Source organism: Neobacillus niacini (assembly GCF_031457145.1).
Lineage (GTDB): Bacteria > Bacillota > Bacilli > Bacillales > Cytobacillaceae > Neobacillus > Neobacillus niacini_J.
Window position 1 is genome coordinate 244,421 of record NZ_JAVDVZ010000004.1, and the last position, 24,425, is coordinate 268,845.

At 39.1% G+C, this 24,425-nt stretch carries 24 protein-coding genes and 2 riboswitches; of the genes, 5 read left to right on the forward strand and 19 right to left on the reverse strand.

Annotated features, from left to right (window positions below; all coding sequences use genetic code 11):
- Positions 1–51 precede the first annotated feature (51 nt).
- Genes J2Y03_RS12495 through J2Y03_RS12505 form a run of 3 tightly spaced genes read right to left on the reverse strand, consistent with a single transcriptional unit; the run spans position 52 to position 2,614 of the window.
- Complete coding sequence (locus J2Y03_RS12495; protein ID WP_310194555.1) at positions 52–1,047, reverse strand: aliphatic sulfonate ABC transporter substrate-binding protein; 996 nt, start codon at positions 1,045–1,047, stop codon at positions 52–54.
- A 33-nt stretch (positions 1,048–1,080) separates the two neighbouring features.
- A complete protein-coding gene (locus J2Y03_RS12500) occupies positions 1,081–1,839 on the reverse strand; it encodes an ABC transporter permease (RefSeq protein ID WP_132095741.1) in 759 nt (252 codons plus the stop codon).
- On the reverse strand, positions 1,772–2,614 hold the full coding sequence (locus J2Y03_RS12505) for an ABC transporter ATP-binding protein (RefSeq protein ID WP_310194558.1): 843 nt from the start codon (positions 2,612–2,614) through the stop codon (positions 1,772–1,774). The genes J2Y03_RS12500 and J2Y03_RS12505 overlap by 68 nt, the downstream gene beginning before the upstream one ends.
- Before the next feature lie 348 nt (positions 2,615–2,962).
- On the opposite strand from J2Y03_RS12505, the gene J2Y03_RS12510 reads away from it, so the two are divergent.
- Positions 2,963–3,148: a hypothetical protein gene (locus J2Y03_RS12510; RefSeq protein ID WP_090759593.1), complete on the forward strand. Its 186-nt coding sequence runs from the start codon at positions 2,963–2,965 to the stop codon at positions 3,146–3,148.
- A gap of 78 nt (positions 3,149–3,226) precedes the next feature.
- Here J2Y03_RS12510 and J2Y03_RS12515 read toward each other — a convergent pair whose 3' ends face one another.
- From J2Y03_RS12515 to J2Y03_RS12570, 12 genes are all read right to left on the reverse strand, one after another.
- Positions 3,227–3,502 (reverse strand): aspartyl-phosphate phosphatase Spo0E family protein, encoded by a 276-nt coding sequence (locus J2Y03_RS12515; protein ID WP_132095736.1) that lies wholly within the window; start codon positions 3,500–3,502, stop codon positions 3,227–3,229.
- Between the two features lie 203 nt (positions 3,503–3,705).
- Entirely contained in the window at positions 3,706–5,424 is a 1,719-nt protein-coding gene (gene cysI, locus J2Y03_RS12520; protein ID WP_310194562.1) for an assimilatory sulfite reductase (NADPH) hemoprotein subunit, read from the reverse strand.
- A gap of 27 nt (positions 5,425–5,451) precedes the next feature.
- Complete coding sequence (locus J2Y03_RS12525) at positions 5,452–7,242, reverse strand: assimilatory sulfite reductase (NADPH) flavoprotein subunit (RefSeq protein ID WP_310194944.1); 1,791 nt, start codon at positions 7,240–7,242, stop codon at positions 5,452–5,454.
- 281 nt (positions 7,243–7,523) lie between these two features.
- Positions 7,524–8,249, reverse strand: a complete 726-nt coding sequence (locus tag J2Y03_RS12530; protein ID WP_132095730.1) for a sirohydrochlorin chelatase — start codon at positions 8,247–8,249, stop codon at positions 7,524–7,526.
- Between the two features lie 21 nt (positions 8,250–8,270).
- The gene (cobA, locus tag J2Y03_RS12535) at positions 8,271–9,047 is read right to left on the reverse strand and encodes a uroporphyrinogen-III C-methyltransferase (protein ID WP_132095728.1); all 777 of its coding nucleotides are present in this window, start codon (positions 9,045–9,047) and stop codon (positions 8,271–8,273) included.
- Positions 9,048–9,077: 30 nt separating this feature from the next.
- On the reverse strand, positions 9,078–9,677 hold the full coding sequence (gene cysC / locus J2Y03_RS12540; protein ID WP_132095726.1) for an adenylyl-sulfate kinase: 600 nt from the start codon (positions 9,675–9,677) through the stop codon (positions 9,078–9,080).
- Between the two features lie 12 nt (positions 9,678–9,689).
- Positions 9,690–10,862 (reverse strand): sulfate adenylyltransferase, encoded by a 1,173-nt coding sequence (gene sat, locus J2Y03_RS12545; protein ID WP_310194565.1) that lies wholly within the window; start codon positions 10,860–10,862, stop codon positions 9,690–9,692.
- A 40-nt stretch (positions 10,863–10,902) separates the two neighbouring features.
- A complete protein-coding gene (locus J2Y03_RS12550; RefSeq protein ID WP_310194567.1) occupies positions 10,903–11,961 on the reverse strand; it encodes an inorganic phosphate transporter in 1,059 nt (352 codons plus the stop codon).
- 14 nt (positions 11,962–11,975) lie between these two features.
- Positions 11,976–12,692 carry a phosphoadenylyl-sulfate reductase gene (locus J2Y03_RS12555; protein WP_310194569.1) on the reverse strand — a complete coding sequence of 239 codons (717 nt, stop codon included), beginning with the start codon at positions 12,690–12,692 and terminating at the stop codon, positions 11,976–11,978.
- A gap of 69 nt (positions 12,693–12,761) precedes the next feature.
- Positions 12,762–12,862: riboswitch (SAM riboswitch) on the reverse strand.
- 162 nt (positions 12,863–13,024) lie between these two features.
- Complete coding sequence (locus J2Y03_RS12560) at positions 13,025–14,065, reverse strand: anthranilate phosphoribosyltransferase (protein ID WP_310194571.1); 1,041 nt, start codon at positions 14,063–14,065, stop codon at positions 13,025–13,027.
- Positions 14,066–14,347: 282 nt separating this feature from the next.
- Entirely contained in the window at positions 14,348–14,902 is a 555-nt protein-coding gene (locus tag J2Y03_RS12565; RefSeq protein ID WP_310194572.1) for a competence protein ComK, read from the reverse strand.
- Positions 14,903–15,475: 573 nt separating this feature from the next.
- Positions 15,476–16,846, reverse strand: a complete 1,371-nt coding sequence (locus tag J2Y03_RS12570) for an MATE family efflux transporter (protein WP_310194575.1) — start codon at positions 16,844–16,846, stop codon at positions 15,476–15,478.
- 199 nt (positions 16,847–17,045) lie between these two features.
- Between J2Y03_RS12570 and J2Y03_RS12575 the strand changes: the two genes are divergently transcribed.
- The gene (locus tag J2Y03_RS12575) at positions 17,046–18,260 is read left to right on the forward strand and encodes an MFS transporter (protein ID WP_310194576.1); all 1,215 of its coding nucleotides are present in this window, start codon (positions 17,046–17,048) and stop codon (positions 18,258–18,260) included.
- Positions 18,261–18,323: 63 nt separating this feature from the next.
- On the opposite strand, the gene J2Y03_RS12580 is transcribed toward J2Y03_RS12575, so the two are convergent.
- Entirely contained in the window at positions 18,324–19,130 is an 807-nt protein-coding gene (locus J2Y03_RS12580) for a histidinol-phosphatase (protein ID WP_310194577.1), read from the reverse strand.
- Positions 19,131–19,306: 176 nt separating this feature from the next.
- On the opposite strand from J2Y03_RS12580, the gene J2Y03_RS12585 reads away from it, so the two are divergent.
- On the forward strand, positions 19,307–19,732 hold the full coding sequence (locus J2Y03_RS12585) for a hypothetical protein (RefSeq protein ID WP_310194580.1): 426 nt from the start codon (positions 19,307–19,309) through the stop codon (positions 19,730–19,732).
- A 48-nt stretch (positions 19,733–19,780) separates the two neighbouring features.
- Here the strand turns inward: J2Y03_RS12585 and J2Y03_RS12590 are convergent, their stop codons facing one another.
- Positions 19,781–21,607, reverse strand: a complete 1,827-nt coding sequence (locus J2Y03_RS12590) for an APC family permease (RefSeq protein ID WP_310194583.1) — start codon at positions 21,605–21,607, stop codon at positions 19,781–19,783.
- Between the two features lie 129 nt (positions 21,608–21,736).
- A riboswitch (cyclic di-AMP (ydaO/yuaA leader) is annotated at positions 21,737–21,878 on the reverse strand.
- 80 nt (positions 21,879–21,958) lie between these two features.
- Here J2Y03_RS12590 and J2Y03_RS12595 point away from each other — a divergent pair.
- The gene (locus J2Y03_RS12595) at positions 21,959–22,087 is read left to right on the forward strand and encodes a bacitracin ABC transporter ATP-binding protein (protein WP_310194585.1); all 129 of its coding nucleotides are present in this window, start codon (positions 21,959–21,961) and stop codon (positions 22,085–22,087) included.
- Between the two features lie 129 nt (positions 22,088–22,216).
- Entirely contained in the window at positions 22,217–23,536 is a 1,320-nt protein-coding gene (locus tag J2Y03_RS12600) for a YheC/YheD family protein (RefSeq protein ID WP_310194588.1), read from the forward strand.
- A 24-nt stretch (positions 23,537–23,560) separates the two neighbouring features.
- Here the strand turns inward: J2Y03_RS12600 and J2Y03_RS12605 are convergent, their stop codons facing one another.
- Together J2Y03_RS12605 and J2Y03_RS12610 are read right to left on the reverse strand one after the other, a co-directional pair.
- Positions 23,561–23,803 (reverse strand): glutaredoxin family protein, encoded by a 243-nt coding sequence (locus tag J2Y03_RS12605; protein WP_132095700.1) that lies wholly within the window; start codon positions 23,801–23,803, stop codon positions 23,561–23,563.
- Positions 23,804–23,837: 34 nt separating this feature from the next.
- On the reverse strand, positions 23,838–24,323 hold the full coding sequence (locus tag J2Y03_RS12610; protein ID WP_310194591.1) for a metallophosphoesterase family protein: 486 nt from the start codon (positions 24,321–24,323) through the stop codon (positions 23,838–23,840).
- Between the last annotated feature and the right edge of the window lie 102 nt (positions 24,324–24,425).

Below are 24,425 nucleotides of genomic sequence, written 5' to 3' on the forward strand. Positions count from 1 at the left end.
TACCTTAAAAAAAGGTTTTGAACTCATAATCAAGTCCAAAACCTTTTTTTATTATTTAAGTAATGACAAATCAATCATGCCCTTAATATCACTGCTTGGAATATATCCTGCTTCTTTACTGATGTCTGCCATTTCCTGAATAACCTTTTCATTTACATCTGTAGTTACTGCTAGACGTGAGAAAGCTGCGTCCACTTCGTCTTTATTTAACTCTTTACCTGTAAGATCCTTCAAATGCTTGATGACAATTTCTTTGCTTTCTTCAGGATTGTCCTGGATAAATTTCACTGATTTTTTGTGCGCTTCTAAGTACTTCTTAGAAAGGTCTTTATTTTTCAAAAAGTCTGCTCTTGCAGCAACCACTGTATTGGTGGATTCCTTGCCCCAAGCAAATTCATCCCAATCAAGAAGCAATTTTCCGTTTGCTTGATTTTCAATTACATAGCCCCATGGTTCTTGTGTTGCCGCTGCGTCTACTTGTTTTTGGACAAATAAGGAAGCCGTATCAGCAGGTGCTGCAGCGAATAAATCTACAGTACCACCGCTCGTTTTTGCTTTTAAGCCAGCTTCTTTTAACGCTTTTCTTAACATAACATCTTGAGTGCTTCCAATTACCGGGATAGCTACTTTTTTACCGTCTAAATCTTCAAGCTTATCTACACCGCTGTGTTCAGCCGCAACTAGGACAGCTCCACCATTCACAGCTCCAGAAATAAGGTGATATTCCTTATTTTTTACATAAAAGTTAAGTAATGGACCAGGTCCAACCGTACCAACATCGATTGCTTTTGTAGCCATTGCTTCCATAAACAGTCCGCCATTTGCTACCGTTTTGGTTTCAATCTTTACATCTTTACCGAAGGCTTCTTCAAAGTAACCTTGTTCAAGTGCTACAATGGTTGCAATATGCGTTAGGTTTGGAAAATATCCAATTTTAACGGTTTTTGGGTCACCGCTCCCCTCTTCGTTCGAACCTTGTGCACACCCACTTAATAATCCAATAAATAGTACCGTCATAATCAGATAAAGCATTGATTTCTTTAACATAATGTTCTCTCCTAATAGTAAAATAATAGCTTGCTATCTTCCTCGTATTCCCCACTTAACTTCCACACTGCGCTCGAGTCTTGAAAAAACAACATTATCGACAATTGTCCCAATAATCGCAATGATAATCATGACGGATATGACTAAATCCATTTGGCCGAGAGAACGACCCATTTCAAGCAGCTGACCAAGTCCGCCGCCGCCGCCAAGTAATTCCCCTGCCATCAAGGCGCGCCAGGAGAATGCCCAGGCAATCCTGAGCCCTGAGATAATTTGTGGCACCGAAGCAGGCAGGATAACGGTTCGTAGAAAATGGAAACCGCCCGAACCATATACTTTAGCCACACGCTGATAGAGCTGCGGAACGTTCTTAAAGCCGCTCGTTGCATTCACAGTCATAGTCCACGTTGCTCCGATTGTAACAATAAACAAAATTGAAAAATCATTTAATCCAAACCAGATAATCGCTAAGGGGAACCAAACAATACTTGGAATCGATTGTAGAGCGGTAACGACAAAACCAAGCGTATCTTCGACGATTTTATAACGCCAAATGAAATAGCCTAGTATTAATCCGACAACAATGGCAATGGTAAAGCCAAGTAAGATACGCCCCATACTTTTTCCAATTGCAAGCGTAATTTGTCCATTAATAATGCCATTAAACAGTGTTTCTAATACTTGAGAAAGGCTAGGAAACATAAAATCCGGAAGGCTGGAAAATCTAGATGTGACTTCCCATATCACCGCTATCGCCGCGATGAAGATGATCCGTCTTAAAGCTGTAGTCATCACCCATTTCCTCCTTCAATACTTTTTCGATTTCTTCCTGTAAAATGGATAAAATTCTTTTTTCCGTATTTACTGTCACACTATCCGGTGTAACCCCATCCTTCATGGTTGGCACCGGAATGATTTCTTTAATCCGTCCAGGACGAGTGGCAAAAACGACTACTTCTTCGGAGAGAAGCACCGCTTCCCTAATATTGTGGGTGATAAAGAAAATAGTTACTTTTGTCTTCCTCCAAATTTCGAGTAGTTCTTTATGTAGCACCATTCTCGTTTGTTCATCAAGCGCAGAAAATGGCTCGTCCATTAATAGAATGTCAGGCTCCATCACTAACGCCCGAGCAATTGAAACTCTCTGTTTCATTCCCCCTGATAGCTCATGTGGATAGGAATTCACGTACCTGCTGAGGTGAACCATTTTTAAAACATCAAGCGCCTTTGCTTTTGCCTTTTCTTTAGGCATCTTTTTTAAAATCAATCCATAGGTTACATTTTCTAAAACGGTCAGCCATGGAAACAAACCTGCTTCTTGAAAAACTACTACTCTTTCTGGCCCTGGTTTTGTTACTAGATTGCCATCGACCCGGATATTTCCTTTATCAGCTTTGTCCAGACCCGCAACAAGATAAAGTAATGTAGATTTTCCACAGCCTGATGGTCCAACAATCGAAACAAAGCTGCCTTTTTTAACATTTAAATTTATGTTGTCGAGAACTTTCACGTTTTCTTTTCTATCATTTATAAAACTTTTCTCGATGGCTTCTATCGTTAAGTACATTAATCTTCACCTCTTTTTTAATTCCAAGTAAAACTATTGGTTTTATTATATTATAATCAAAACGGAAGTCAACAATTATGCTAGCAATCTGAAAAATTTTCTTTTCTTTCTCTATTTATTTTCAAATTTAAATTTACTGAATTTTCTTTAAATACTTTTCTACAAATGTACATCAATCAGAATGGATTCCCGTCGTTTTTTGCAAAAACGTTACTATTCGTTAAAGAAACTGGTGATTTGTGTAGATAAGTTTTTTACGTTCTTGGCAGGAGAAACTATCCTTTTTCTAAAACTATTAAAGTAGACGAAATCGTAGTCTAGTTAATAAGTTGAAAGGTGGTCATTGCCGTGAGCCAGGATATTACCCTACAACAAATTGCAGAAGGTGTACCGAAGACGCTGTTATATGCATCTGATCGAGACATTGAAGGATTCCAAAAAATCATCGAAGAAACGATTAAATTACGAGAAGCACATAGAAACTTGCAGAAAATGGTTAAAAGCTTTTCTACCTCTACCATTCAGCGGACATAATAGTTTAGTAGAAAAAAAAGACCCATCTTTGGCAAATGGATGGGTCTAAACATTCTCTATTCGAATACACTTTTAAGGTTAAGAGAATTTATTACTCTTGTACGGATTTAAAAATTTGTAAGGTATTGATATTAAATTTTGCAAATGCTGTATAAAAGTGACAAAATCTTCTAGTAATATATTGGATTTAGACTGTCCCTGGTCTTTAGTTAACCTTCTATAGTCATTAAGCAGTTTATCTAGTTCCTGACTGCATAATACGGTTTCTTCACAAGAAAGTCCTTTTGTCATTCCAATATGAATCATTTCGTCCCTTTTTTCATTAATTGCCTCTTCTAAATCTACCATCCTCATAACAAAAACACACCTCTAAACAATATTAATTATCTAGCTGCTTAAATTATTAGTAGTCATGAAATGAATTATAGCATTTATTTAAATCTATTAAATCGTTTCGATAAAACAAGTTAAAAAATGACAAAACTAGACGAAGTTTAAAATTTCTGAATTTTCTACACACAAAAAAAAGAGACAGGGTTCCTGTCTCTTTTTTCGAATTAAGCATGGAAATTTGTACCATCTGTTGTAGCTTGAACAATTCCTGCACGAATCACGAAGTCACCGAAGTGCTCGTCTTCCTCTCGTTCTTTCGCGTAATGCGAAAGTATGACACGTAGTTCGCTCAATATCTCTTCTTCACCGATATTTTCTCGGTACATTTTACTTAAACGACTGCCATCATGCGCAGCTCCTAAATACATATTGTATTTACCAGGTGCTTTACCGATAAAACCAATTTCTCCAAGTGCATGGCGTGCGCAGCCATTCGGACAACCAGTCATTCGGATGGTAATTTCTTCATTTCGAAGTCCGTTATCGTCAACAATCTTTTCGATTTTGTCTATAAGTCGCGGCAAATATCGTTCTGCTTCTGCCATCGCTAAACCACATGTTGGTAGAGAAACACAGGCGATCGAGCTGCGACGGAGTGCTGAAACATACTCACCATCTTTTAAACCATATTGTTCAATCAATTCACTAATTATCTTCTTTTTCTGAGCTGATACATCGGCAATGATTATATTCTGATTAGATGTCAGACGGATATCACCTGTATGTATTTTGGCAATTTCCCGTAAGCCTGTCTTCAGCTTATAATCATCAAAATCTGCCACGCGTCCACCTTCAACAAACAGTGTTAAATGCCATTTTCCACGAATGCCTTTCACCCAGCCATAGCGATCTCCATTGTTATCAAATTGATAAGGCTTTGCTTCACCAAGACTCCAGCCAAGGCGCTCTTCTAGTTCTTCCTTTACTGTTTCAAGTCCTAAGCGGTCAACCGTATACTTGAATCGAGCGTTTTTACGCTCAGAGCGGTTTCCGTAATCACGTTGGATGGTAATCACTTTTTCAGCAACATCATAGATTTGCTCTGGCTTAACAAAGCCGATTACCTTGGCAAGCTGCGGATAAGTCTCTTTGTCTCCATGAGTCATCCCCATGCCTCCGCCAATTGCTACGTTAAAGCCGACTAGTTTCCCCTCTTCCACAATTGCAATAAGACCAAGGTCTTGTGAAAATACATCAATATCATTTGAGGGCGGTACAGCAATACCAATCTTAAATTTACGTGGTAAATAAAGCGGGCCATACATTGGTTCGACTTCTTCAATCTCCGGTGTTCCAGCCACTTTTTCTTCATCAAGCCAAATTTCATGATACGCTCTTGTGCGTGGCAATAGGTCGTTGCTCAATTTTTTCGACCATTCGTATACTTCCGCGTGGACCTCAGACTGATATGGGTTCGAGGCACACATCACGTTACGGTTTACATCTCCGCAAGCTGCAATCGTGTCTAAAAGAGCTGCATGGATTTCCTGAATCGTGCTTTTCATATTCCATTTCAAAATTCCGTGCATTTGGAATGTTTCTCGAGTCGTCAGTTTTAATGTGCCATTGCCATATTTTTCCGCTAAATCATCCATGACAAGCCATTGTTCTGGAGTAGCCACACCACCTGGCATACGAACACGGAGCATAAACTGGTAGGCAGGCTCTAACTTTTGCTTCTGACGCTCATTACGGAGATCACGGTCATCCTGCAAGTAACTGCCATGGTGTTTCATCAAGCGGTTATCATCGTCTGGAATTCCTGCACTGATTGGGTCGAGCATAACTTCTTTTAGTGTTCCGCGTAAATAGTTACTTTCTCTTTTTATACGCTCAACATCGCTTGGCGCGCCCTCAGGTGCCTTTAATTTTTGCTTCACCATTTATGAAAATCTCCTTCCACTACTAGATCAATATACATCGCGCTGGTACCGTTTTTGCTGCTGCATGTCTGCTAAGTAGGCTTCTGCATCTTCTCGGCTCAAGCTGCCTTCTTGTTCGACAATTTGAATAAGTGTTTGGTGAACGTCATGTGCCATATGTTTCTCGTCACCGCAAATGTAAACGTGAGCACCTTCTTGTAGCCATTCGAACAATTCCTTACTTTGTTCTAGCATGCGGTGTTGTACATATACTTTTTCAGCTGTGTCACGGGAAAAAGCAACATCCATTTTTGTTAATACACCGTCTTTAAGCCATTTTTGCCATTCCGTTTGGTATAAGAAGTCCGTCACAAAGTGCTGGTCTCCAAAGAACATCCATGACTTACCTTCGGCACCAGATTCCTCACGCTCCTGTATGAAGGAACGGAATGGTGCCACCCCTGTTCCTGGACCAACCATAATGATGGGTGTTTCAGGATTAGCTGGGAGCTTAAAGTTTTCATTGTGCTGAATGTAAATAGGTACACTGTCTCCAGATTGTAAACGATCTGCGGCAAAAATAGAGCATACACCTTTTCGGTCACGACCATTCGCATGGTATCGAACTGCCCCTATCGTTAAATGGACTTCGTCCGGATTTGCGGATAAGCTGCTGGCGATTGAATATAATCGTGCAGGCATTTTTCTAAGAATCGAAACAAACTCTTGAGGAGAACTATTCCATGGTCCAAATTCACGAACCACATCGAGTAAATCGCGTCCCTCTAGGTATGCTTTTAAACTTTCACTGTTATTAGCAAGCTCTTGCAAATCGTTATTTGCTGAAAGCTTAGCTGCTTTTTCAAGAAGCGGTTTTGTTAGTGTTGTAATTTCATAGTACGTGGTCAGGGCGTCTTTCAATGAAAGAACGTCTCCTTGTTTATTAATTGTCACGCTTTCTTCCGGGTTCCATTTCAATTCTTCTAGAAGCTGGTCAACAAGCGTTAAATCATTTTCTGGATAGATTCCAAGGCTGTCACCAGGTTGAAAAGATAGTCCAGAACCTTCAAGTGATAACTCTAAATGTCTGGTTTCTTTATTGGAGCCTCGACCATTTAAATTAATATTATCAAGCACTTCCGCTCTAAATGGGTTGGTTCTTGAATACGTTGACTCAACTGTTTGAGTGGCTGCTGCCTGAGTTAGTGCAGGACTTCCACTTTTTGCTTCACCTAGGCTGCTAATCACTCCTGCGAGCCATTCCGCTGCCGGTTCATCATAATCCAGGTCACAGTCAAACCGTGGATATAATCGTGTACCCCCGAGTTCCTCTAAGCGAGCATCAAATTGTTTTCCAGTTTGACAGAAAAACTCATAAGAGCTATCTCCAAGTGATAAGACAGAAAAATTAAGTTCATCAATCTTAGGAGCACGTTTTCCATGAATAAATTCGTGGAATGTGATAGCATTATCCGGCGGATCGCCTTCTCCGTGTGTACTTACTAATATTAGTAGATTTTTAACTTTTTTTATATTATTTGGTTTAAAATCGTTCATGGAAGAAACTGTTACTTGGAACCCTTTATTTTCAAGCGATTTACTTGCCTTTTTTGCTAAACCTTGAGCATTCCCGGTCTGTGAACCGTAGAGAATAGTCACTTCTTTTGAAGCTGTCCCCTCCTGGTTAGGTGCTCTAAGAACGGAATCTAATGGTGAAGCCGCGCCGGCAAGATACCCACTTAACCAAACTTTTTGTGATTCAGTAAAAGTAGGTAAAAGACGATTTAGGAGTTCCGCCTGCTCCTGATTAAACGGACTGTTTATTACCTGAAGTTGCAACATTATCCACCTCACTATTGAATATAAACCTATCATACAGTATTTTTTAGAGGCTGTTCTATTAATATTAGTTTTATTAGAGACCCAGTTCTCTATTTTTTATGACTTTTGGTAACTATAAGCTTTTTATAGTTACCAAAATGCTTTTATATTACAACTTTCGGGTACTATAGGCTTTCTATAGTTACCCAAAACCCTTTCCCAATCGGCTCCCAGCAAACCTGCATTTACCTAAAACCCATCACCTATCAGTTCTCGGGCACTCCAGATGAAGAAAGTCTCTACTCATCCATTGCCCGTTCAATCACAATATCCTCAATTACCCGATGATTGCTTAAAGGTACAGTGCAAAGAATCCTTTGACCTTCTTTTTGTCGTGAACGAACAGTTTTGTTTAATTCTGCGAGAAGGAGACCGGAAAATAACATGTAAGGAACGACGATTACTCTGCCGGCTGCTCCTTCAGAAATCGTAACCAATCCTTCACTCACTCTTGGTTCTGTTGCAGCAAAATAACAAACAGATACCTTTTCAGCGCCTAGCCGCTCTCCAATCCCACTTGAAATCCTACCGAAATTCACGTGAACATCTGGATCGCTGCTTCCCACACCGACAATCAGTAACCGATCCTCGGGCAATACGTCTCCTGCAGTATCCCTAATTAACTCGCAAACACCATTCAAAATGACTTCCTGGACACCAAATGGATTCTTTATTTTTACCGGAATAGTAGGATATTTGGCAATCAAGGGTGATAAGGCTTCTGGAATATCCCGTTTGATGTGCCCTGCTGCCAAGAGAAACAGTGGAACAACGTCTATTTCCGTTGCGCCCCGCTCGACACATGATTCAAAGCCTTCTTCAATCAACGGCTCTGTCAACTCAAGGAAACTAAGTTCCTGAATCGGTACATCAATTCGTGCCTTGACCCTTTCGATAAAGGCACGTATCTCGACCGCCCCTTTTTTGGAGCGAGTTCCATGGCCGATATAAAGAATTGCTTTCATCCAATGTGCTCCTTTCTGCTATTACCGGTTGGCTACTGGTATATTTGGTACAATTTCTTCTTGAAACCAGTTCAATTTTTTGTGTAACGTGACTACCTCACCTATTACGATCATACTTGGATTGGTAATCTGTTCTTTTTTCACAACTTCTTCAATATTTTCAAGCGTTCCTACTACTGTTCTCTGATCACTTAATGTTCCCCAATGTATTAGAGCAATTGGAGTCTGTGGTGATTTCCCATTTAGGATTAAGTGTTTAGTAATAGTAGAAAGATGGGATACCCCCATGTAAACACAAATGGTATCAACGCCGTTTGCCAAATGGTACCACTGATGTTCCGCTTCAACATCCCCGGCCTGATGTCCGGTAATAAAAGCAAAACTTTTGCTTAAACTTCGATGAGTCACAGGAATTCCTGCATAGGCAGAAGCGGCTATTCCAGCTGTAATCCCTGGAACAATTTCAAAAGGGACATTATTCTTTGAACATTCCTCTGCCTCTTCCCCACCACGACCGAAAACAAATGGGTCTCCCCCTTTTAAGCGGACTACTTGATACCCCTTCTTGGCATATTTAACTAGGAAATGATTAATGGTCTCCTGCTTCATTGTATGATAATGGGGAAGCTTACCGCAATAGACAAGTTGTGCTCCCTCTTTTGCATTCTCCAAAAGTTCCGGATTTACTAGCCGATCATAGAGGATGACATCAGCTTGCTGCAGGCAGCGTAACCCTTTTACTGTAATTAAATCTGGATCGCCAGGACCCGCACCTACTAAATAAACCTTGCCAACCATTGATCAACCATCCTTTCTTATAAACTCAAATTAGAGAATATGCTTTTCTTGCAGGTAACTAAAAATTTGATTCACGGCTTCTTCCACTGTTAATAAGTCAGAGCGAACTGTGATTTCTGGATGTTCAGGCGCCTCATATGGGGAATCAATCCCTGTGAAATCCTTTATTTCCCCCCGACGCGCTTTTGCATATAGCTGCTTTGGATCACGCTTTTCACACTCTTCAATAGGACAGTCAACATAAACTTCGATGAACTCTCCTTCTTCAAAAATTGCCCTGACCTGGTCTCGGTCGGAACGGAAGGGGGAGATGAAAGCAGTCGTTACGACTGCGCCGCTGTCGACAAACAATTTGGCGACTTCGCCAATTCTCCTAATATTTTCGGTCCTGTCATGGTCTGAAAAACCAAGATCTTTGTTTAATCCGTGACGGATATTATCACCATCTAGGACATACTCATTGATTCCCTGACGGTACAAAGCGCTTGATACAGCATTCGCAATCGTCGATTTACCTGAACCTGAAAGGCCAGTAAACCAGAGTACGGCGCTTCCATGACCATTTTGATTATGACGGTCGGATTTTGTAACGGTACTGTCGTGCCAAGTGATATTCGTTGCTTTCGTCATCGTTTCTCCCCCTTAGACCGTCGCCTTTTCTTCTTTCATACCTTCAATCAGCACTTCAACAACCTCTTTACGGCTAAATGTGGATGGTGGCAGCTGACCTGCACGTAGCAATTCTCTCACTTTTGTTCCAGATAGAATAACTCGGTCTTCGTTGCTATGCGGGCAAGTTTTATCCGAAGCCATGCCTTCACATTTCGTGCAATAGAAGCTATGTTCAAAGAATAATGGTTTAATACCAAGCTCCCCTTCAGGGAATTCACTAAAAATCAACTGGGCATCATATGTTCCATAATAATTACCTACACCGGCATGGTCACGACCAACGATGAAATGAGTGCAGCCAAAGTTTTTACGGGCAATCGCATGAAAAATCGCTTCTCTTGGACCTGCATAACGCATAGCCGCAGGGTAAACACCAAGTTGGACACGTTCAGCTGGATAGTAGTTTTCTAGAAGAACACGATAGCTTTTTAAGCGAACATCTGCCGGAATGTCATCAGACTTTGTTTCCCCAACAAGCGGGTTAACGAACAGTCCATCAACTGTTTCAAGTGCAGCTTTTTGAATGTATTCATGTGCACGGTGAATTGGATTTCTTGTTTGAAAGCCGACAATTGTCTTCCAGCCCTTTTCTTCAAACAGAGCCCGTGTTTCCATTGGTTCGAACCAAACATCACTAAAGACACCTTTTTCAGGTTTTTTAACGAGTGTAGTTTCCCCAGCAACATAAACGGGACCTCTTTCATACAAACGCTTGACACCAGGGTGAGCAGTTTCAAGTGTTTGGTATACCTCAACCGCTTCTTTGTCTAAATTCGGTTCATACCATTCTGAAACGGTAATAACCCCATAGATTTCATTATTAAAAACAAGTTTTATTTTTTCCCCCACTTTAAGGGTAGCTGCTGTTTCATAGGATACAGGAAGTGTAACAGGTATGGACCAAATGGTATTGTCTGCAAGACGCATATTTTCCACTACATTTTCATAATCCGCTTTCCCAAGGAAACCAGTTAGTGGACTAAATAACCCAACACCGATTAACTCCAGGTCACTTAGGGCAATTGCGTCGATTTCTAGTTCTTTATCGATAGATGTAACATCATAGTTTGGATCAAATGCTTGGATTAGTTTACCTCCATGAGGTGTTGGTAAAAATGACAACAGAATCAAACCTTTCTTCATTTAATTTTCATTTTAGATTTCATTAAGCAAAACTATCATTCTAGTCTTCAGCAACTTCCACTACAGGCTGCCGTGAACTTTTCATCAAAGACATCACTCCGAATACGGAAACCAAGCCCCCCGCCATGGCGACGATTGGATAGAAATTATGTTCAATGAGCAATTGGATGAGCGTATAAGACAACACCATCGATAATACAGGTGATACGATCCAAACGGTAAGCAATTGAATGACAATTCCCTTTTTTAAAACCGACTTGCCATGCTTAGCAAAGCCAATTCCGATAATCGAAGATGTCGTGATTTGTGTCAGTGGTACAGGAATTCCAAATACGGAAGCCGCGGTAACAATGGCTGCCCCCGTTCCAGAGATAACACATCCCTCTTCTAACCGAAGAGTGGTTATTTTTTTTCCATTTGTTTCAAGGACACGGTGTCCCAGGAAGATGGCTCCTAATGCCACGCAAAGCCCGCCCCAGAAGATACCATCACCAGTGGACATGATATCCGCACCGACAAGCGGTCCAACGGCATTGGCCACATTGTTCATCCCAGCTGAGAAAGCCTCAAACAACCCCATTAATACGACAAGTACGGTAAGGTAAGGAATTGCTTTCGGTGCCTCCATCAAGCGTTTAAGTGTCTTATTTTTTAAAATTTTTGCAGCAAAAATGGCAATCAAGAATGCTGCAAATGGGGTAAGCAGCCAAAAAAGCATAATCCAAACCAAATTACTAACAAATACAGATTGGTAAACAATTCCAGCCCCTACTACCGATCCAACTGCTACTTCACTGGTGGAGAGTGGAATCCCGAAAATATTTGCTAAGAACAACGAGAGCGCAGCAGAAGCTAATACAATAAGTGCAATTGGTACGGTAAAGGTGCTGTTCGGGACAATTCCGCTTCCAATGGTTTTGACCACTTCCCCGCCGCCAAGCCAAGCACCAAAGAATACGGTAATACCACACAGTAACAGTGCCAGCCTCTTCTTAACGACTCCTGCTCCATAGGATATCCCCATCGAAGCAGCAGCACCACTAGCACCTATATTGATAGCAAAAAACAATCCAATCGTCACTGCAATAACTGTGAGCATTCAATAGCCCTCCTTTAGGATGTGTGCAGCCCACACTCCGTTTTGCCGCTTCCTACCCAGCGTCCTGCCCGTGAGTCTCCATCTGCCTCGACGGGCTGTGTACAGGGAAAACAGCCAATGCTTGGGTAATTCTGATCGTGCAGGGTATTATACGGGAGATCTTTTTCCTTGATATAGTCCCATACTTCCTCCCATGTCCAGTGGATAAGCGGACAGATTTTAATATTTTGAAACTTATCATCTTTATTCAGGAATTCCGTATTCGCTCTTGTTGGTGATTGTTCGCGGCGCAGCCCTGAGATCCAAGCTTGTTTAGCTGTCAGCGTTTCTCTTAGTGGAATCACTTTACGGATGTTACAGCATTGGTTTGGCTCCCTTTTCCATAGTGCTGATCCATATTGTTCGCGCTGTTCGTCAAGCGTTAACTTTGGCAGTTTTCTCTCAATCTTTAATGTAGGAAAACGTTTTTCAATTTTGTTAATTACTTCATAAGTTTCAGGAAAATGTAAGCCTGTATCTAAGAAAACGATATGGGCATCTGGCTTTACCTGCTGGATGAGGTCAATTAACACAATCGCTTCTGCACCAAAACTAGAAGCATACACAATTTGATTTTCTTGATACGAGCTGTAAGCCCATTCTAATACCGAAAGTGCTCCCTTTGTCTTATCCTCAATCGGGAAAGCTTCGGATATTTGATTCCACTTTTCATACGTTACCGATGTAGTCATTGTTACAATCCTCCTTTTTTCATCAAAAAAGCCTTCCAAAAAAGGAAAGGCATCTCACGATTGTTTAACGCCTTATCTCCAAAATAAATACCATTTTACTGGAATTTTCACCTTCCTATGCAGGTTGCCGGGCAGCATAGGACCAGTCCCTCCGCCACTCTTGATAAGTAATTTGTAATTGATAAAATTAATCCTACCATACCAATAGGTTTTATGTAAATATAAAAATAGAAAGATTTTGAAAAATTAATTTTCAGCCATCCTTTACCAATAAATACAAAAAGCGCCAAGGACGATATTCTGCCTTGACGCTTAACAATTAGTAACATATATTAACATTTTTTAGGATCACATGTTTGCCACTTTTCCAATTGGCGCAAACCCTTTTGTCTCATTAATTGTTCTTTAGCAATTTCGATTCCCTCTCCAATATCCTTTACAGCACCAAACAAGTAATACTTTATTCCTGTATTAAATACTACTTGATTGTAAAAATATTGATGCGAAATTGATTTCTCCCCACCAAGTATGGCCATCGTAATGTCTGACTGTTCTTTCGCTGATAGTTTAATTTCTTTATCGAATTCAGCTGCCGACAATCCATATTCCTCTGGGTTTACAATGAAAGATTCCGTCTCATTGTCTGTAATTTTGAAGATGAAACTATTGCGATGCACTGGCAAATCTTCAGATCCTTCCATCCCTTGAACCACATAAACATTTTGATAAGAAAGATCTTTAAAAATAGGTGCAATTTTATTAATCGCGGTACGGTGAAAGGCACCCATCATTAGTGATTCTGCATTCGCCAAATTTAACAATTTCTCTACTGTATTAAAGAGAGTTCTGACTCCCAGCTCCTTACGAATTTTCCGCAATCGTCCTAAACTTTGGCAGTATCCCTCGGTTTCAGCAAAAGCGATTCCTGCTTCTTGTAATGATTTTTCCAGTTCAGGTGCCTGGTGGGAGACATTCACTCTTAAATGAGATAAAATCTCCTTCATCGCTATCCCATATTTCGGGGGCAAGGCGTCACTTCCATGTAAAAATACCGGTAACCCGTATTCCGCCAATAAAATAGCAGTTGGGATACTTCCTGTAAAAGAGTTTCTCCCATTATAAGGATTAGCTAAATCAATAATAGGCTGATTGGACGATTTTAGTTTTATACTTTCTTCCTGAAAGGCATGCACAAATGCCAGAAGTTCTTCTGGTGACTCTGTTTTCAAGCGTAATGCAATCAAATAGGCAGCGATTTGTGCCTCCGTCGCTTCACCACTGATAATACGTTGAGTGACTTCTTTTGTTTGTTGATAATCTAAGTCTTTTGACCCTCTTTTTCCTCTTGCCACTTCTTTAAGCCATTGTTGCATAGCCTTCCGCCTTCCCTCCTGCTTCTAGTAATCTTATATTATCACGGATGGTGACGACTTCTCCACCTACAATCATGGCCGGGTTTTGAATCCCTTCTTTTTCAGCTACACTTACGACCCGAGCTTAGTGTTCCTGAAAAGCTTCTACTTCCTCCGCCTCGGGTACATTATATAAAGGGAAATATTGATTCGCTATGTCTGGAATTGATCTTCACCTTCGTCGCAAACCAAAATTTCCAAATTGTAAAAGCAGCCTCCATTAAGGAAGCTGCTCTCTTTAAATTATTTTTTCTCCAGTGTAAAATTATTGTCTTTTGGACTTTTACTGATATAGAAGCCCATCTTTGGTTCTACATAAAAATATAAAGGACATTTTAAATTTTTCGATATTGTTTCTTGGAGCTGAATGGCATTATGACGCCTGTTTTTAAAGGCTCTTTCTGCCATATCTAATAAGATTGTATGACCAAAGCTTGTTAATACTTCTGTTTTATTAATCCCAATAGATTTTGTTGTTTTCACATGAATAAGCGAAAACCATATGCAGCTATAGCATTTCATACTCTGTGTTGGAAATAGTAATATGCCCATCTGCGGATTAATACTAATAGGGTGCATCCTCATCGGTGAAAGCAGATATTTTGAACTGCGTCTCGCTCCTAGAAAATCCGAGCCTACATGCAATAAGGTTTCCTCAATAATAGCTATTGGTGCTTTCCTTACAAGGAAGGTTTCTTCTCCTTCGATCACTCTTGACCATAATTCTCCTCTATTATTGTATTCTCCAGTTACTAGAACGGTCTTTTCATTAAGTAGGTGCGTATCTCTAATTTCCATAAATCAGTTATCCTCATTTCTACTATATAATATTGATTTTTTTTAGAATTAGAGTATACTAACATAAAGTTGATATACTCAACTTAACTTGTCCTTGGGTATCGTTCCGCCATGATCAGTACCCGAGGGTAATTCTTTTTATTCAATGTTCTCCTATTTATTCCACAAAATTCCTCCTCGAAAATAGTATATTTTACTAGAAGAGATAATGTAAATCTATTATTTTAAAATAATTTTTCAATCCTCTATTCTTGCCATTCAATGACTGTGAGCCCTATTGACTGATTACGAATTTGAACGTATAATAATCGTTTAATAATAATTAACTACCGAAATTATCTCTTTAGACAGGTTCGACATTTATTTTCACCATTAATTTACATGATTTCCCCACGTTCTAGCTTATGTCTAGCTCTTTTAAAATTGATTTTTTGCGTGTTAACTGAAAATTCATATTTTCACAAAAAATTCATATTTATTCCTGAAAACAAAAAATCTTACTCTAAAGTGGCAGAGTAAGATTCTTTTATTCGCATTTGTTTACATAATATTATTATGTGTTCCTCGTTATGATTATACTGCTTCTAACTTTTGTGTGTCGATGAATTTTCGTTTTTGGATGTAGGATAGTCTCCATGATAAGGCAATTCCAGCCGCTAACAGACCGACTGTAAGTCCAAGCCAATAGCCGGTTGCTCCTAAGTTAGTAAAGTTAGCCAGCCCATATCCCACTGGCAGACAAATTAACCAGTAAGCAATTAAGGTCAAGATAAAGGCAAGATTCACATCTTTGTAGCCTCTTAATGCTGCCTGTGCTGTGACTTGTATAGCGTCGCTAATCTGGAAGAAGAGCGCAAAGATTAAGAAGTGTGCTGTTAAGTTGATCACTTCGACTTCATTCGAGTAGAAACCTGCCACTTGATAACGGAAAAGTACCACTAACACTCCAGTAATAAGTGCAGTCAAAATAGCTAGATAGATTCCCAACCAGCTATAGGCTTTTGCATCCTTGTACCTGCGTGCTCCCACTTCATACCCAACTAAAACCGTTAGCGAAATCGAAATGCTAATCGGAATCATATATAGGAATGAAACAATGTTTAATGCTGATTGATAGGCCGCAATCGTCGTTACATTAAATTTACTTAAAAGGATGGTTACGACTGCAAACATACTCGTTTCAAAAAACGTTGATAGTCCCATCGGTACTCCAATTTTCAATATTTCCTTACACTCATTCCATGAAAATTGTTTCAGATTCTTGAAAACGAAAAAATCAGAAAAAGGTTCCTGCGTTTTTACAATGAATACCGTCATTCCTGTTATAACCCATTCGGTGATGGAGGTGGCATACCCAGCACCCGCCCCGCCGAGTTCTGGGAATCCCCAACGTCCAAAGATTAACACGTAGTTTAAAAAGAAATTGATGGGTAAAGACAAGAGCAAGATATACATCACTACCCTTGTTTTTCCTAATGCATAAATAAATGATCTAAGCACGTTAAAAATAAATAACGGAAGAATTCCATAGCTAAGACCAACCAAGTAGTCAAAAGCTGTTTCCTGTACGTCACTCGGAAGATTCATTTTATCTAAAAGTGGATTTAAAAAGAAAATTCCAAGTACGATCACCACTAGCGCAATCATAAAGGAAAGATAAAGTCCATGGCGTACAACGGTAGCTACTTCCCTGCTCCGCTTTTCCCCAAAACGCTGGGCTGCAATCGGAGAAACTGCTAGCAGTATTCCACTAATACCCATAAATATCGGACTCCAGATTGACGAACCTATTGCAACAGCGGCAAGATCGGAGGAGTTATATTTACCCGACATTATCGTGTTAAAAAACACCATTGAAAACATTCCAAGCTGTGTGATTAAAATAGGAATTAACATGATAAAAATTTGTTTTGTCTTTTCCTTCAAGGTAAAAGTCTGATTCATATAAATTTCTCCTAATCAAAAACTGACATTTAAAGCCAAAGGTATATTATACATGATTTTGGTTAGATTCACATGAAAATTTTTTTCATCATAACTGCCTGTATTCGTCGATATTTTTTTAAAAGTATTCTATTGAAATTTCGGATGCCGTAGTATAATGATATAGTTATTGATTATTAGAGAAAACTGGTGAATTTTTGTGCGCGCTTATAACGAAAAAATTAGTATCTATCATGGCATGGTTTCCATCATTGCTATTAACCTTGCAGGAAATTTTTATCCGATTTTTGCCATCTCCATTCTTGGAGCAACCAATTATCAAGTTGGATTGATTAGTTCACTTCCTCCCTTAATTGCGCTCTTAATGACGATTCCAGCCGCCATTTTGTTAAATCGATTGGAAACACAGAAAAAAACAGTAGCGATGTCTGTTTTAGCAGCCCGCCTGCTATTTTTGCTACTTATAGGTGTGGTTTACCTACCAACACCATATCAAGCTTGGGCATTTTTATTTATCATCGCGTTAATGAGTGTACCCGCAACCGTTTCAAACATCGGGTGGCAGACACTTATTAGCGGAATGATTAAAGACGAACGGCGAGGAGTTTTTTTTAGTGACCGGAACCGGTTATTGACGATTGCTGGAATGATTTCGACCCTTGTCATCGGGATTATTATGAAAAACCAAACAACTAACGCAACAGCCTATCAGTGGTTATTTTTCACGACCCTCCTTTTTGGATTAGGAGAAGTGTATTTCTTAATGAAACATAAAGAGAAGACCAAATCGAGCGCAAGTACGAAAAAATCATCGATGAATTGGTCGATTTTTAAAGATCATGGTTACAAATGGTATCTTCTTGCTGCCCTTTGCTTTAATTTCACATGGCAGTTGTCTTGGGGAATATTTAATATTTATCATGTTAGAATTGCAGAAGCCACAATCCTTTGGATTAGTATCTTTTCAGTAGCATCTCAATTGGTACAAATTTTTACTTTCCCTTTGTGGAAAAAATGGGCCGAGGCAAAATCTAATACGCTCATGCTTGTTTGGGCGGCGTTAGGTATGGCGCTTGTTCCTTTTCTAACAGTTCTATCTACCAATCTATACTATTTAACAGGTGTCCAGGCAATATCCGGATTTTTCATTTCTGGTGTTGTGCTTTTATTGTTTAACCTTTTGTTGGAGCAATCGCCCGCCGAAACGAGAACGTATTGTATCACAACCTACAATGTACTTCTCTCATTTGTCGCTTTCATTGCCCCGCAAATTGGAATCCTATTGTTAGAAGGGCTTGGCATTCAAAAATCAATGGAATTAAATTCAATTATGCGATTAGGCAGTGCATTTGTATTCTTACTCATGTATTCTCGAACAAAGAAATATACAAAAGCCGTTTTATTAAAAAACTAGAAACAAGAAAAAAGGTAATGGATATGCGCCATTACCTTTTTTGTTTGTGGTGCCTGTCACCATTTATACACTCACTGCATATCTCTTTTTCGCTTTAAAGTAAACCCATTCTCTGAAGCCTATTTCTTTAAGGCGGGCTTGGACGGTTTCGAATTCGTCCCCTACTCGGTGTGGGTCATGGGCATCAGATCCGAAGGTGACTTTTACTCCATGATGGAGTGCTCTTTCTAGTATGTCATCCGCTGGATACCAGCCTCCTACATATTTTGTTTTTCCGGAAGTGTTGATTTCGATGGCAATATCGCAAGCTGCAATAACCTTTAATGTCTGCTCAACTGTTGCAGTTTCAATAGTTGAAAATTCTGGATAAAAACCCTTCATTGCGTCAATATGCCCTAATATTTGAAACATGCCGCTGCGAGCAGATTGTTCAATTAAAGAATAATACGTTTCCTTCGTTCGGATTTTTTCCTTAGAACTTAGCCCTTCCCAGCGGTTCTTATTAAAAATACTAACTCCATCCACTTGATGAACAGACCCAATAATGTAATCGAATGGATAACGATCAAAATATGCTCGATAGTTTTCTACATGCTCAGGGAAGAAATCTGCCTCAATTCCTAAAAGAACATCTAATTTTCCGGAATACTCTTGTTTCAACTTCAGGACTTCCTCTATGTATTCCGGAAATTGACTTGTCGCCATTGCAATATGGGGATAGGGATGATCTTCTTTACTTGAAAAATAGGGAGTATGATCCGATATTCCGATGATATTCAACCCCTTTTCTATAGCTGCTTCAATATAATCCCGGATACATCCCCTTGCGTGCCCACACCGATCATGGTGGGTATGTAAATCAAATTTCACCTTTAAATTCCCCCTCATTTCTTCATTAGCTCTAACCACTATATTCCCATTTTAGGGAACTTTGATTCCAACGATTATAATTTTTTTAATACTAGAATATTTAATTTCCCGCATGTCCAATCCAGTAAACAAAATTTTACATATAAATAATTATTACCATTAATGAGAGGTGTTTTATGGAAAGTTGTGATTGTAGTGCTGTAGTATCCGCTGCTACAGTACCCGTTGAAACCTTAATCGACCGTTTCCCATCAAGCGGCATGATTACTGTATCTGCGCGTATTTGTGATAGTAACTGTTCAGTCAAAAGCTGTTCTATCTCCATATTATATGGAGACAATACGGATCCAGCCAATAGTTTTGTTTTTAGATCAGTTGTTCCTGGTAAACCAGCCTATGAAACTGTTTCAGGGGGCGGGATTGGTATGATTATGTCTGCTCAAGGAGAAGTTTCTGGTGTCAACTTTAATGACATTGCAACTCTATCAAACATCCATTTTCTGCATGGAACCATTATCGGTAATGCGATTTGCTCCATTTCATTAACTGCAAATGGGAGGACCTTTGAAGTACCAGGATGTATATTTAGCAATCATCAATAAAAGACAATGATAAAGCTCATTTTGCAGTATAGCAAAATGAGCTTTCTGTTATTTCTTTAGATGATATGGAACGGTAGTGATGATTACATTTCTTTTATATAGTAAGTACGCTTTTATTAACAAGCTTGATTGATTGTGAAGAATATTATGCCAGCCTTTTTTTACTATAAATTGCGGGATGATTACGGTAACCCTATAGTTTGATTCACTCGCTTTATGCTGTACCGTATCAACGAATTTAGTCAGTGGCTGGATGATACTCCTGTAATGGGAATGAAGGGTTACAAGCCTAATATCCGGCTGCCATTTATTCCATTTTTCCTCAAATTTCTTTTCATCATCCCGTTCAAACGAAACATAGACGGCTAGTATTTGATTCGCACCAAGAGATTTGGCGTAGTTTAAGGTATTTTCTACTACATGGGTCATTCCAGCTACTGGAACAATAATGACGTTCCCTTCGATTGGAACTACTGGTTCATTAGGATTAATTCTAAGCTGCTCACCCACCGCCTCGTAATGCTTTCTAATTCTGTAAAATACGAAGACAATAATTGGTAAAAATATCAATACAGGCCATACTTGAGCGAACTTTGTTAAAAAGAACATGATGGTGACAACAAAGCAAATCACTGCCCCCATCGTATTTATGAAAAGCTTTGGCATCCAACCCTTTGGCTTTTCGCGCAACCATTTTAACATCATCCCTGTCTGTGACAAGGTAAAGGGGATGAATACACCCACTGCATAGAGAGGGATTAAATGCTCTGTTTGCCCATTGAAAAATATGATTAAAAGAATAGACGCTAAGCCTAACGTTATAATTCCATTTGAATAGCCTAGCCGGTCTCCCCTAATTTTGAACATTCTCGGGATAAACTTATCGTTTGCCAGATTTACTGCCAGTAAAGGAAAAGCTGTATATCCTGTGTTAGCTGCAAGAATTAGAATTAAAGCCGTGGTACCTTGAATAAAGAAATACATAATATTTCGCCCGAATGTTTGCTCCGCTATTTGCGAAACCACGGTTACCTTTTCATTCGGTGTAATCCCATAATAATAAGCTAAAAAGACAATTCCTGAAAATAATAATGCCAATAAACCGCCCATTGCTAATAACGTTTTAGCTGCATTATTAGGGGCTGGATTTTTAAAGTTCGGAATTGCATTCGAGATTGCTTCCACTCCTGTTAGTGCTGAACTTCCTGAGGCAAATGCCCGTAATAAAAGAAAAAGTGATATCCCTGCGATTGGTGTACCTACAGGAGTATGCAAATTATTGGGAACATGCCCAGTTAGGATGTTGAAAATTCCTACTCCAATCAGGATGAATAAAGCTAGGACGAATAAATATACAGGATATGCTAAAATAGAAGCAGACTCTGTTACACCTCTCAAGTTTAAGATGGTAATAAGGAAAACAAAAACAATGGCAATACCTACATTATGATCATGAAGGGCTGGAAAAGCTGATGTAAGAGCATCTGTTCCGGCTGAAACACTTACCGCGACCGTTAAGATATAGTCAACAAGTAAGGAACCACCCGATATGAGCCCATAGTTCACACCCAAATTTTCCTTCGATACTACATAGGCTCCCCCCCCATGAGGGTATGCAAAAATAATTTGTCGATAAGATAAAATTAAAGCGATTAATAAAACTAATACCCCGATTGCAATCGGAATGGAATACCAAAATGCTGCTACACCGAGAGTCACTAATACAATTAATATTTGCTCCGGACCATATGCCACAGAGGATAATGCGTCAGAAGAAAGTATCGCCAACGCTTTTGTCTTATTTAGCTTTTGTTCCCCTAATTCCGTTGATTTTAAGGGTCTGCCTAGTAAAAACCGTTTGACTGAAGAAACCACTGTTTCCACTCCCGAGTAAATAAAATGTGATTCATACCTATTAACTTGCGATAAAAACACAAAAAAAATGCCTTCAAGTCAAAGTTAAATAGACCTGTAGACATTATAATCTTGTCTCACAAGCTCCACCTTCCTTCTCATTAACGCTTACGAGGTTAGCTGTCGGATTCGGGCCATTGAGTAGCCCTACCTTTATAAAGGATTCACCCCTTGGATATACTATCCATATGAATGGTTCCCCCGCACCAATTGGTCTCAGCGATTTAGAAATATGAAACTGTGATTATCATACTCCTGTGTTTGTCAATTGTAAATGTAAATTTTTTTATTAATTCAAGATTGGAGAAATATATGCCTAAAAAGAAAAAGCCCCTATTATCAGATGAATTTTTAGATGAATTAGCTAATGAAATCAATCAAATATACGGTCCGGCCGAAGAACAACATGAAGATAAAACCAATGAAGAAAAAGTGAAGTAATTCTAATCGTATCTCAGAATAACAATGGTACACTTGTCCAAATTGTGAGAATACCCCCCATTTTTAAAACAACATTGATTATTGGTACATATAATAACGTATTAAGTAATAATGGTTGGGGGAATACAAATGGAAAATGTTATTCTGCTATCGAGTAACACCAATAACAAAGGGAGATTGACTCTTCATCCCAAATTAGCAGAAGCAATTGGAATTACTCGTACCACGATTAGAAATATCAGATTTGGTGCAAAATCCTATCAAACGACAGTAGATATTTCTAATCAGCTGCCTCTTAATGGGGCAAGCCTATCTGATGATATTTTGGACATGCTGAACATACCTCAGCATTGCCAGCTTGAAATCAAGCAGAATGGCAACGAAATACAAATTGGACCCTTTATTGGTTTGCTTGTAGGTTATTACCAAAGTTCGATCAAGAAATATCTAGATGATTTACTAGTTTATGTCTTTCATTATCGTGAAATTAAAGGGGCAATTATTGTCTTTTCTCTTGACCATGTTGATAAAACAAACCATACCCTCAAAGGGTATCTGTATAATCCTCAGTCAAAGCAATGGGAAGAAGGAACCTACCCTTATCCAGCCTCTATTTTTGTGATGACATCTTCTGTGAGCTCTGCATGGATTCAACATTTCAAAAAGATATTAGGAGATGTTGTTTTTAATAATTTCACCCTCAATAGATGGAGTATTCATAAGAAATTAGCTAGTTCCATTGGGGTAAAATGTTATTTGCCTGATACCAACCTTTATGGTTCGCCACAAGACCTATACTACTTTTTAAAAAAATTTCCAAATGTAATAGTCAAACCGCTAAATAGTGCAAACCGTTCCGCAATAAATGTAATTTTAAAGGACTCGACCACCCTCGTTATAACAAATTTAAGAAAAAGGGAAACCAAGAATTTTAAATTTAATAACCGGAATCAAGCCTATTCTATCTTTAGTAAATATTTTAAAGAGGGGGAATACCTGATCCAGGAATCGATTGATGTACCTGGTTATAGAACCTTAACCATCAGGATTATAACGATTAAAGACCATTTAGGAGAATGGAAGGCTATGGGGTCATTTACAAGAGGTGAGGAATCTGAAAATAATGCTGGTAAATTGCGACCTTTGGTCAAATTTGAAAAAGAGATGGTAAAAGATTTCTTGCAGCAAAGTGATTTACTTGCCTCCTTAACCTATCAGGAGTTAATCCACATTGCCACTGACACCCTTAAAGAAATTGAGAGCATGGGGGTACATTTTGCCAATGCAGCCGTAGATATGACCATTGGAGAATTAGGTGATATCTGGATTTCTGATATCGACCACTGCCATCCATCACACGAGATCGCCTTAGTGGCTGGCTATCCAGAGCTATACTATGAAATTCTAAAAACTAACATGCTTTATGCTAAAGAACTGGCAGGTTTTTAAAAATGAGAAAAGAGCTAATCAAATTTAGCTCTTTTTTGCTATTTCCATAATTTCTTTTAATTCATTGGTAAAGCCTTTTACTGCTTTATTTCCTAAAACGGTTACCGGGACACCTAAAAAGCCATACTTCTCGACTTCTGTTTGATAGTCTGCGTTTGTTGAAATATCCCTCACCTCAAAAGGTATACCTTCCTCAGTAAGGACTTTTTTTACCATTGTGCACTCAATACAGTCATTTGTGGTATAGACGATGACTCCTTTTGCCAATGTTTTCTCTCCTTCCACCCTTTGCTAATCTTCATTAAAAAAATATATGTTCTGCTATTATTTTATCACTTAAGTGGATAACTCCAAAAGAAAAGAACTTTTGTCTTCTTTTGTCTGTTGGCGAACCTGGGTTGAAAATTAATATGTCCCCTTCAAACCTCTTTACAGGGATATGAGAATGCCCATAGATAATACAATCAACTTTCTCCTCTTCAAATGCTGCGATGGCACGTTTTTCAGTTGTTTTTCCCTTACCATGTCCATGGGTAATACCAATGGTAAAACCGCCCGCTTTTATAATTTTTTTTGAAGGCAATAATCCAAGTAATTCTAGATCATCCACATTTCCATAGACACCTTCAACTCTTGCATACGACTGAAGCTCATGATAGACATCAATTGTCTGCCAGTCTCCCGCATGTATGATGAGTTCGACATCCTTTAATTCTGCTAATAACCTAGTTGGCAATCCTTTTTTTCTTTTTGGAAGATGCGTATCCGAAATTACGACAATTTTCATACTTATTCCTCTCTATTTTCGAAAAACACTCTATTCTTCTTGGCGGTATCCATGAAAATCGATTTTTTCCACCTTTATTACGACAACAATAATCGGCACCAT

Bases quoted from the DNA above. Each gene is read 5' to 3' on its own strand.
- J2Y03_RS12495 (WP_310194555.1), bottom strand. From the start codon at position 1,047: ATGTTAAAGAAATCAATGCTTTATCTGATTATGACGGTACTATTTATT.
- J2Y03_RS12500 (WP_132095741.1), bottom strand. From the start codon at position 1,839: ATGACTACAGCTTTAAGACGGATCATCTTCATCGCGGCGATAGCGGTG.
- J2Y03_RS12505 (WP_310194558.1), bottom strand. From the start codon at position 2,614: ATGTACTTAACGATAGAAGCCATCGAGAAAAGTTTTATAAATGATAGA.
- J2Y03_RS12515 (WP_132095736.1), bottom strand. From the start codon at position 3,502: ATGAGGATGGTAGATTTAGAAGAGGCAATTAATGAAAAAAGGGACGAA.
- cysI (WP_310194562.1), bottom strand. From the start codon at position 5,424: ATGGTGAAGCAAAAATTAAAGGCACCTGAGGGCGCGCCAAGCGATGTT.
- J2Y03_RS12530 (WP_132095730.1), bottom strand. From the start codon at position 8,249: ATGAAAGCAATTCTTTATATCGGCCATGGAACTCGCTCCAAAAAAGGG.
- cobA (WP_132095728.1), bottom strand. From the start codon at position 9,047: ATGGTTGGCAAGGTTTATTTAGTAGGTGCGGGTCCTGGCGATCCAGAT.
- cysC (WP_132095726.1), bottom strand. From the start codon at position 9,677: ATGACGAAAGCAACGAATATCACTTGGCACGACAGTACCGTTACAAAA.
- sat (WP_310194565.1), bottom strand. From the start codon at position 10,862: ATGAAGAAAGGTTTGATTCTGTTGTCATTTTTACCAACACCTCATGGA.
- J2Y03_RS12550 (WP_310194567.1), bottom strand. From the start codon at position 11,961: ATGCTCACAGTTATTGCAGTGACGATTGGATTGTTTTTTGCTATCAAT.
- J2Y03_RS12555 (WP_310194569.1), bottom strand. From the start codon at position 12,692: ATGACTACATCGGTAACGTATGAAAAGTGGAATCAAATATCCGAAGCT.
- J2Y03_RS12560 (WP_310194571.1), bottom strand. From the start codon at position 14,065: ATGCAACAATGGCTTAAAGAAGTGGCAAGAGGAAAAAGAGGGTCAAAA.
- J2Y03_RS12565 (WP_310194572.1), bottom strand. From the start codon at position 14,902: ATGGAAATTAGAGATACGCACCTACTTAATGAAAAGACCGTTCTAGTA.
- J2Y03_RS12570 (WP_310194575.1), bottom strand. From the start codon at position 16,846: ATGAATCAGACTTTTACCTTGAAGGAAAAGACAAAACAAATTTTTATC.
- J2Y03_RS12585 (WP_310194580.1), top strand. From the start codon at position 19,307: ATGGAAAGTTGTGATTGTAGTGCTGTAGTATCCGCTGCTACAGTACCC.
- J2Y03_RS12595 (WP_310194585.1), top strand. From the start codon at position 21,959: ATGCCTAAAAAGAAAAAGCCCCTATTATCAGATGAATTTTTAGATGAA.
- J2Y03_RS12600 (WP_310194588.1), top strand. From the start codon at position 22,217: ATGGAAAATGTTATTCTGCTATCGAGTAACACCAATAACAAAGGGAGA.
- J2Y03_RS12610 (WP_310194591.1), bottom strand. From the start codon at position 24,323: ATGAAAATTGTCGTAATTTCGGATACGCATCTTCCAAAAAGAAAAAAA.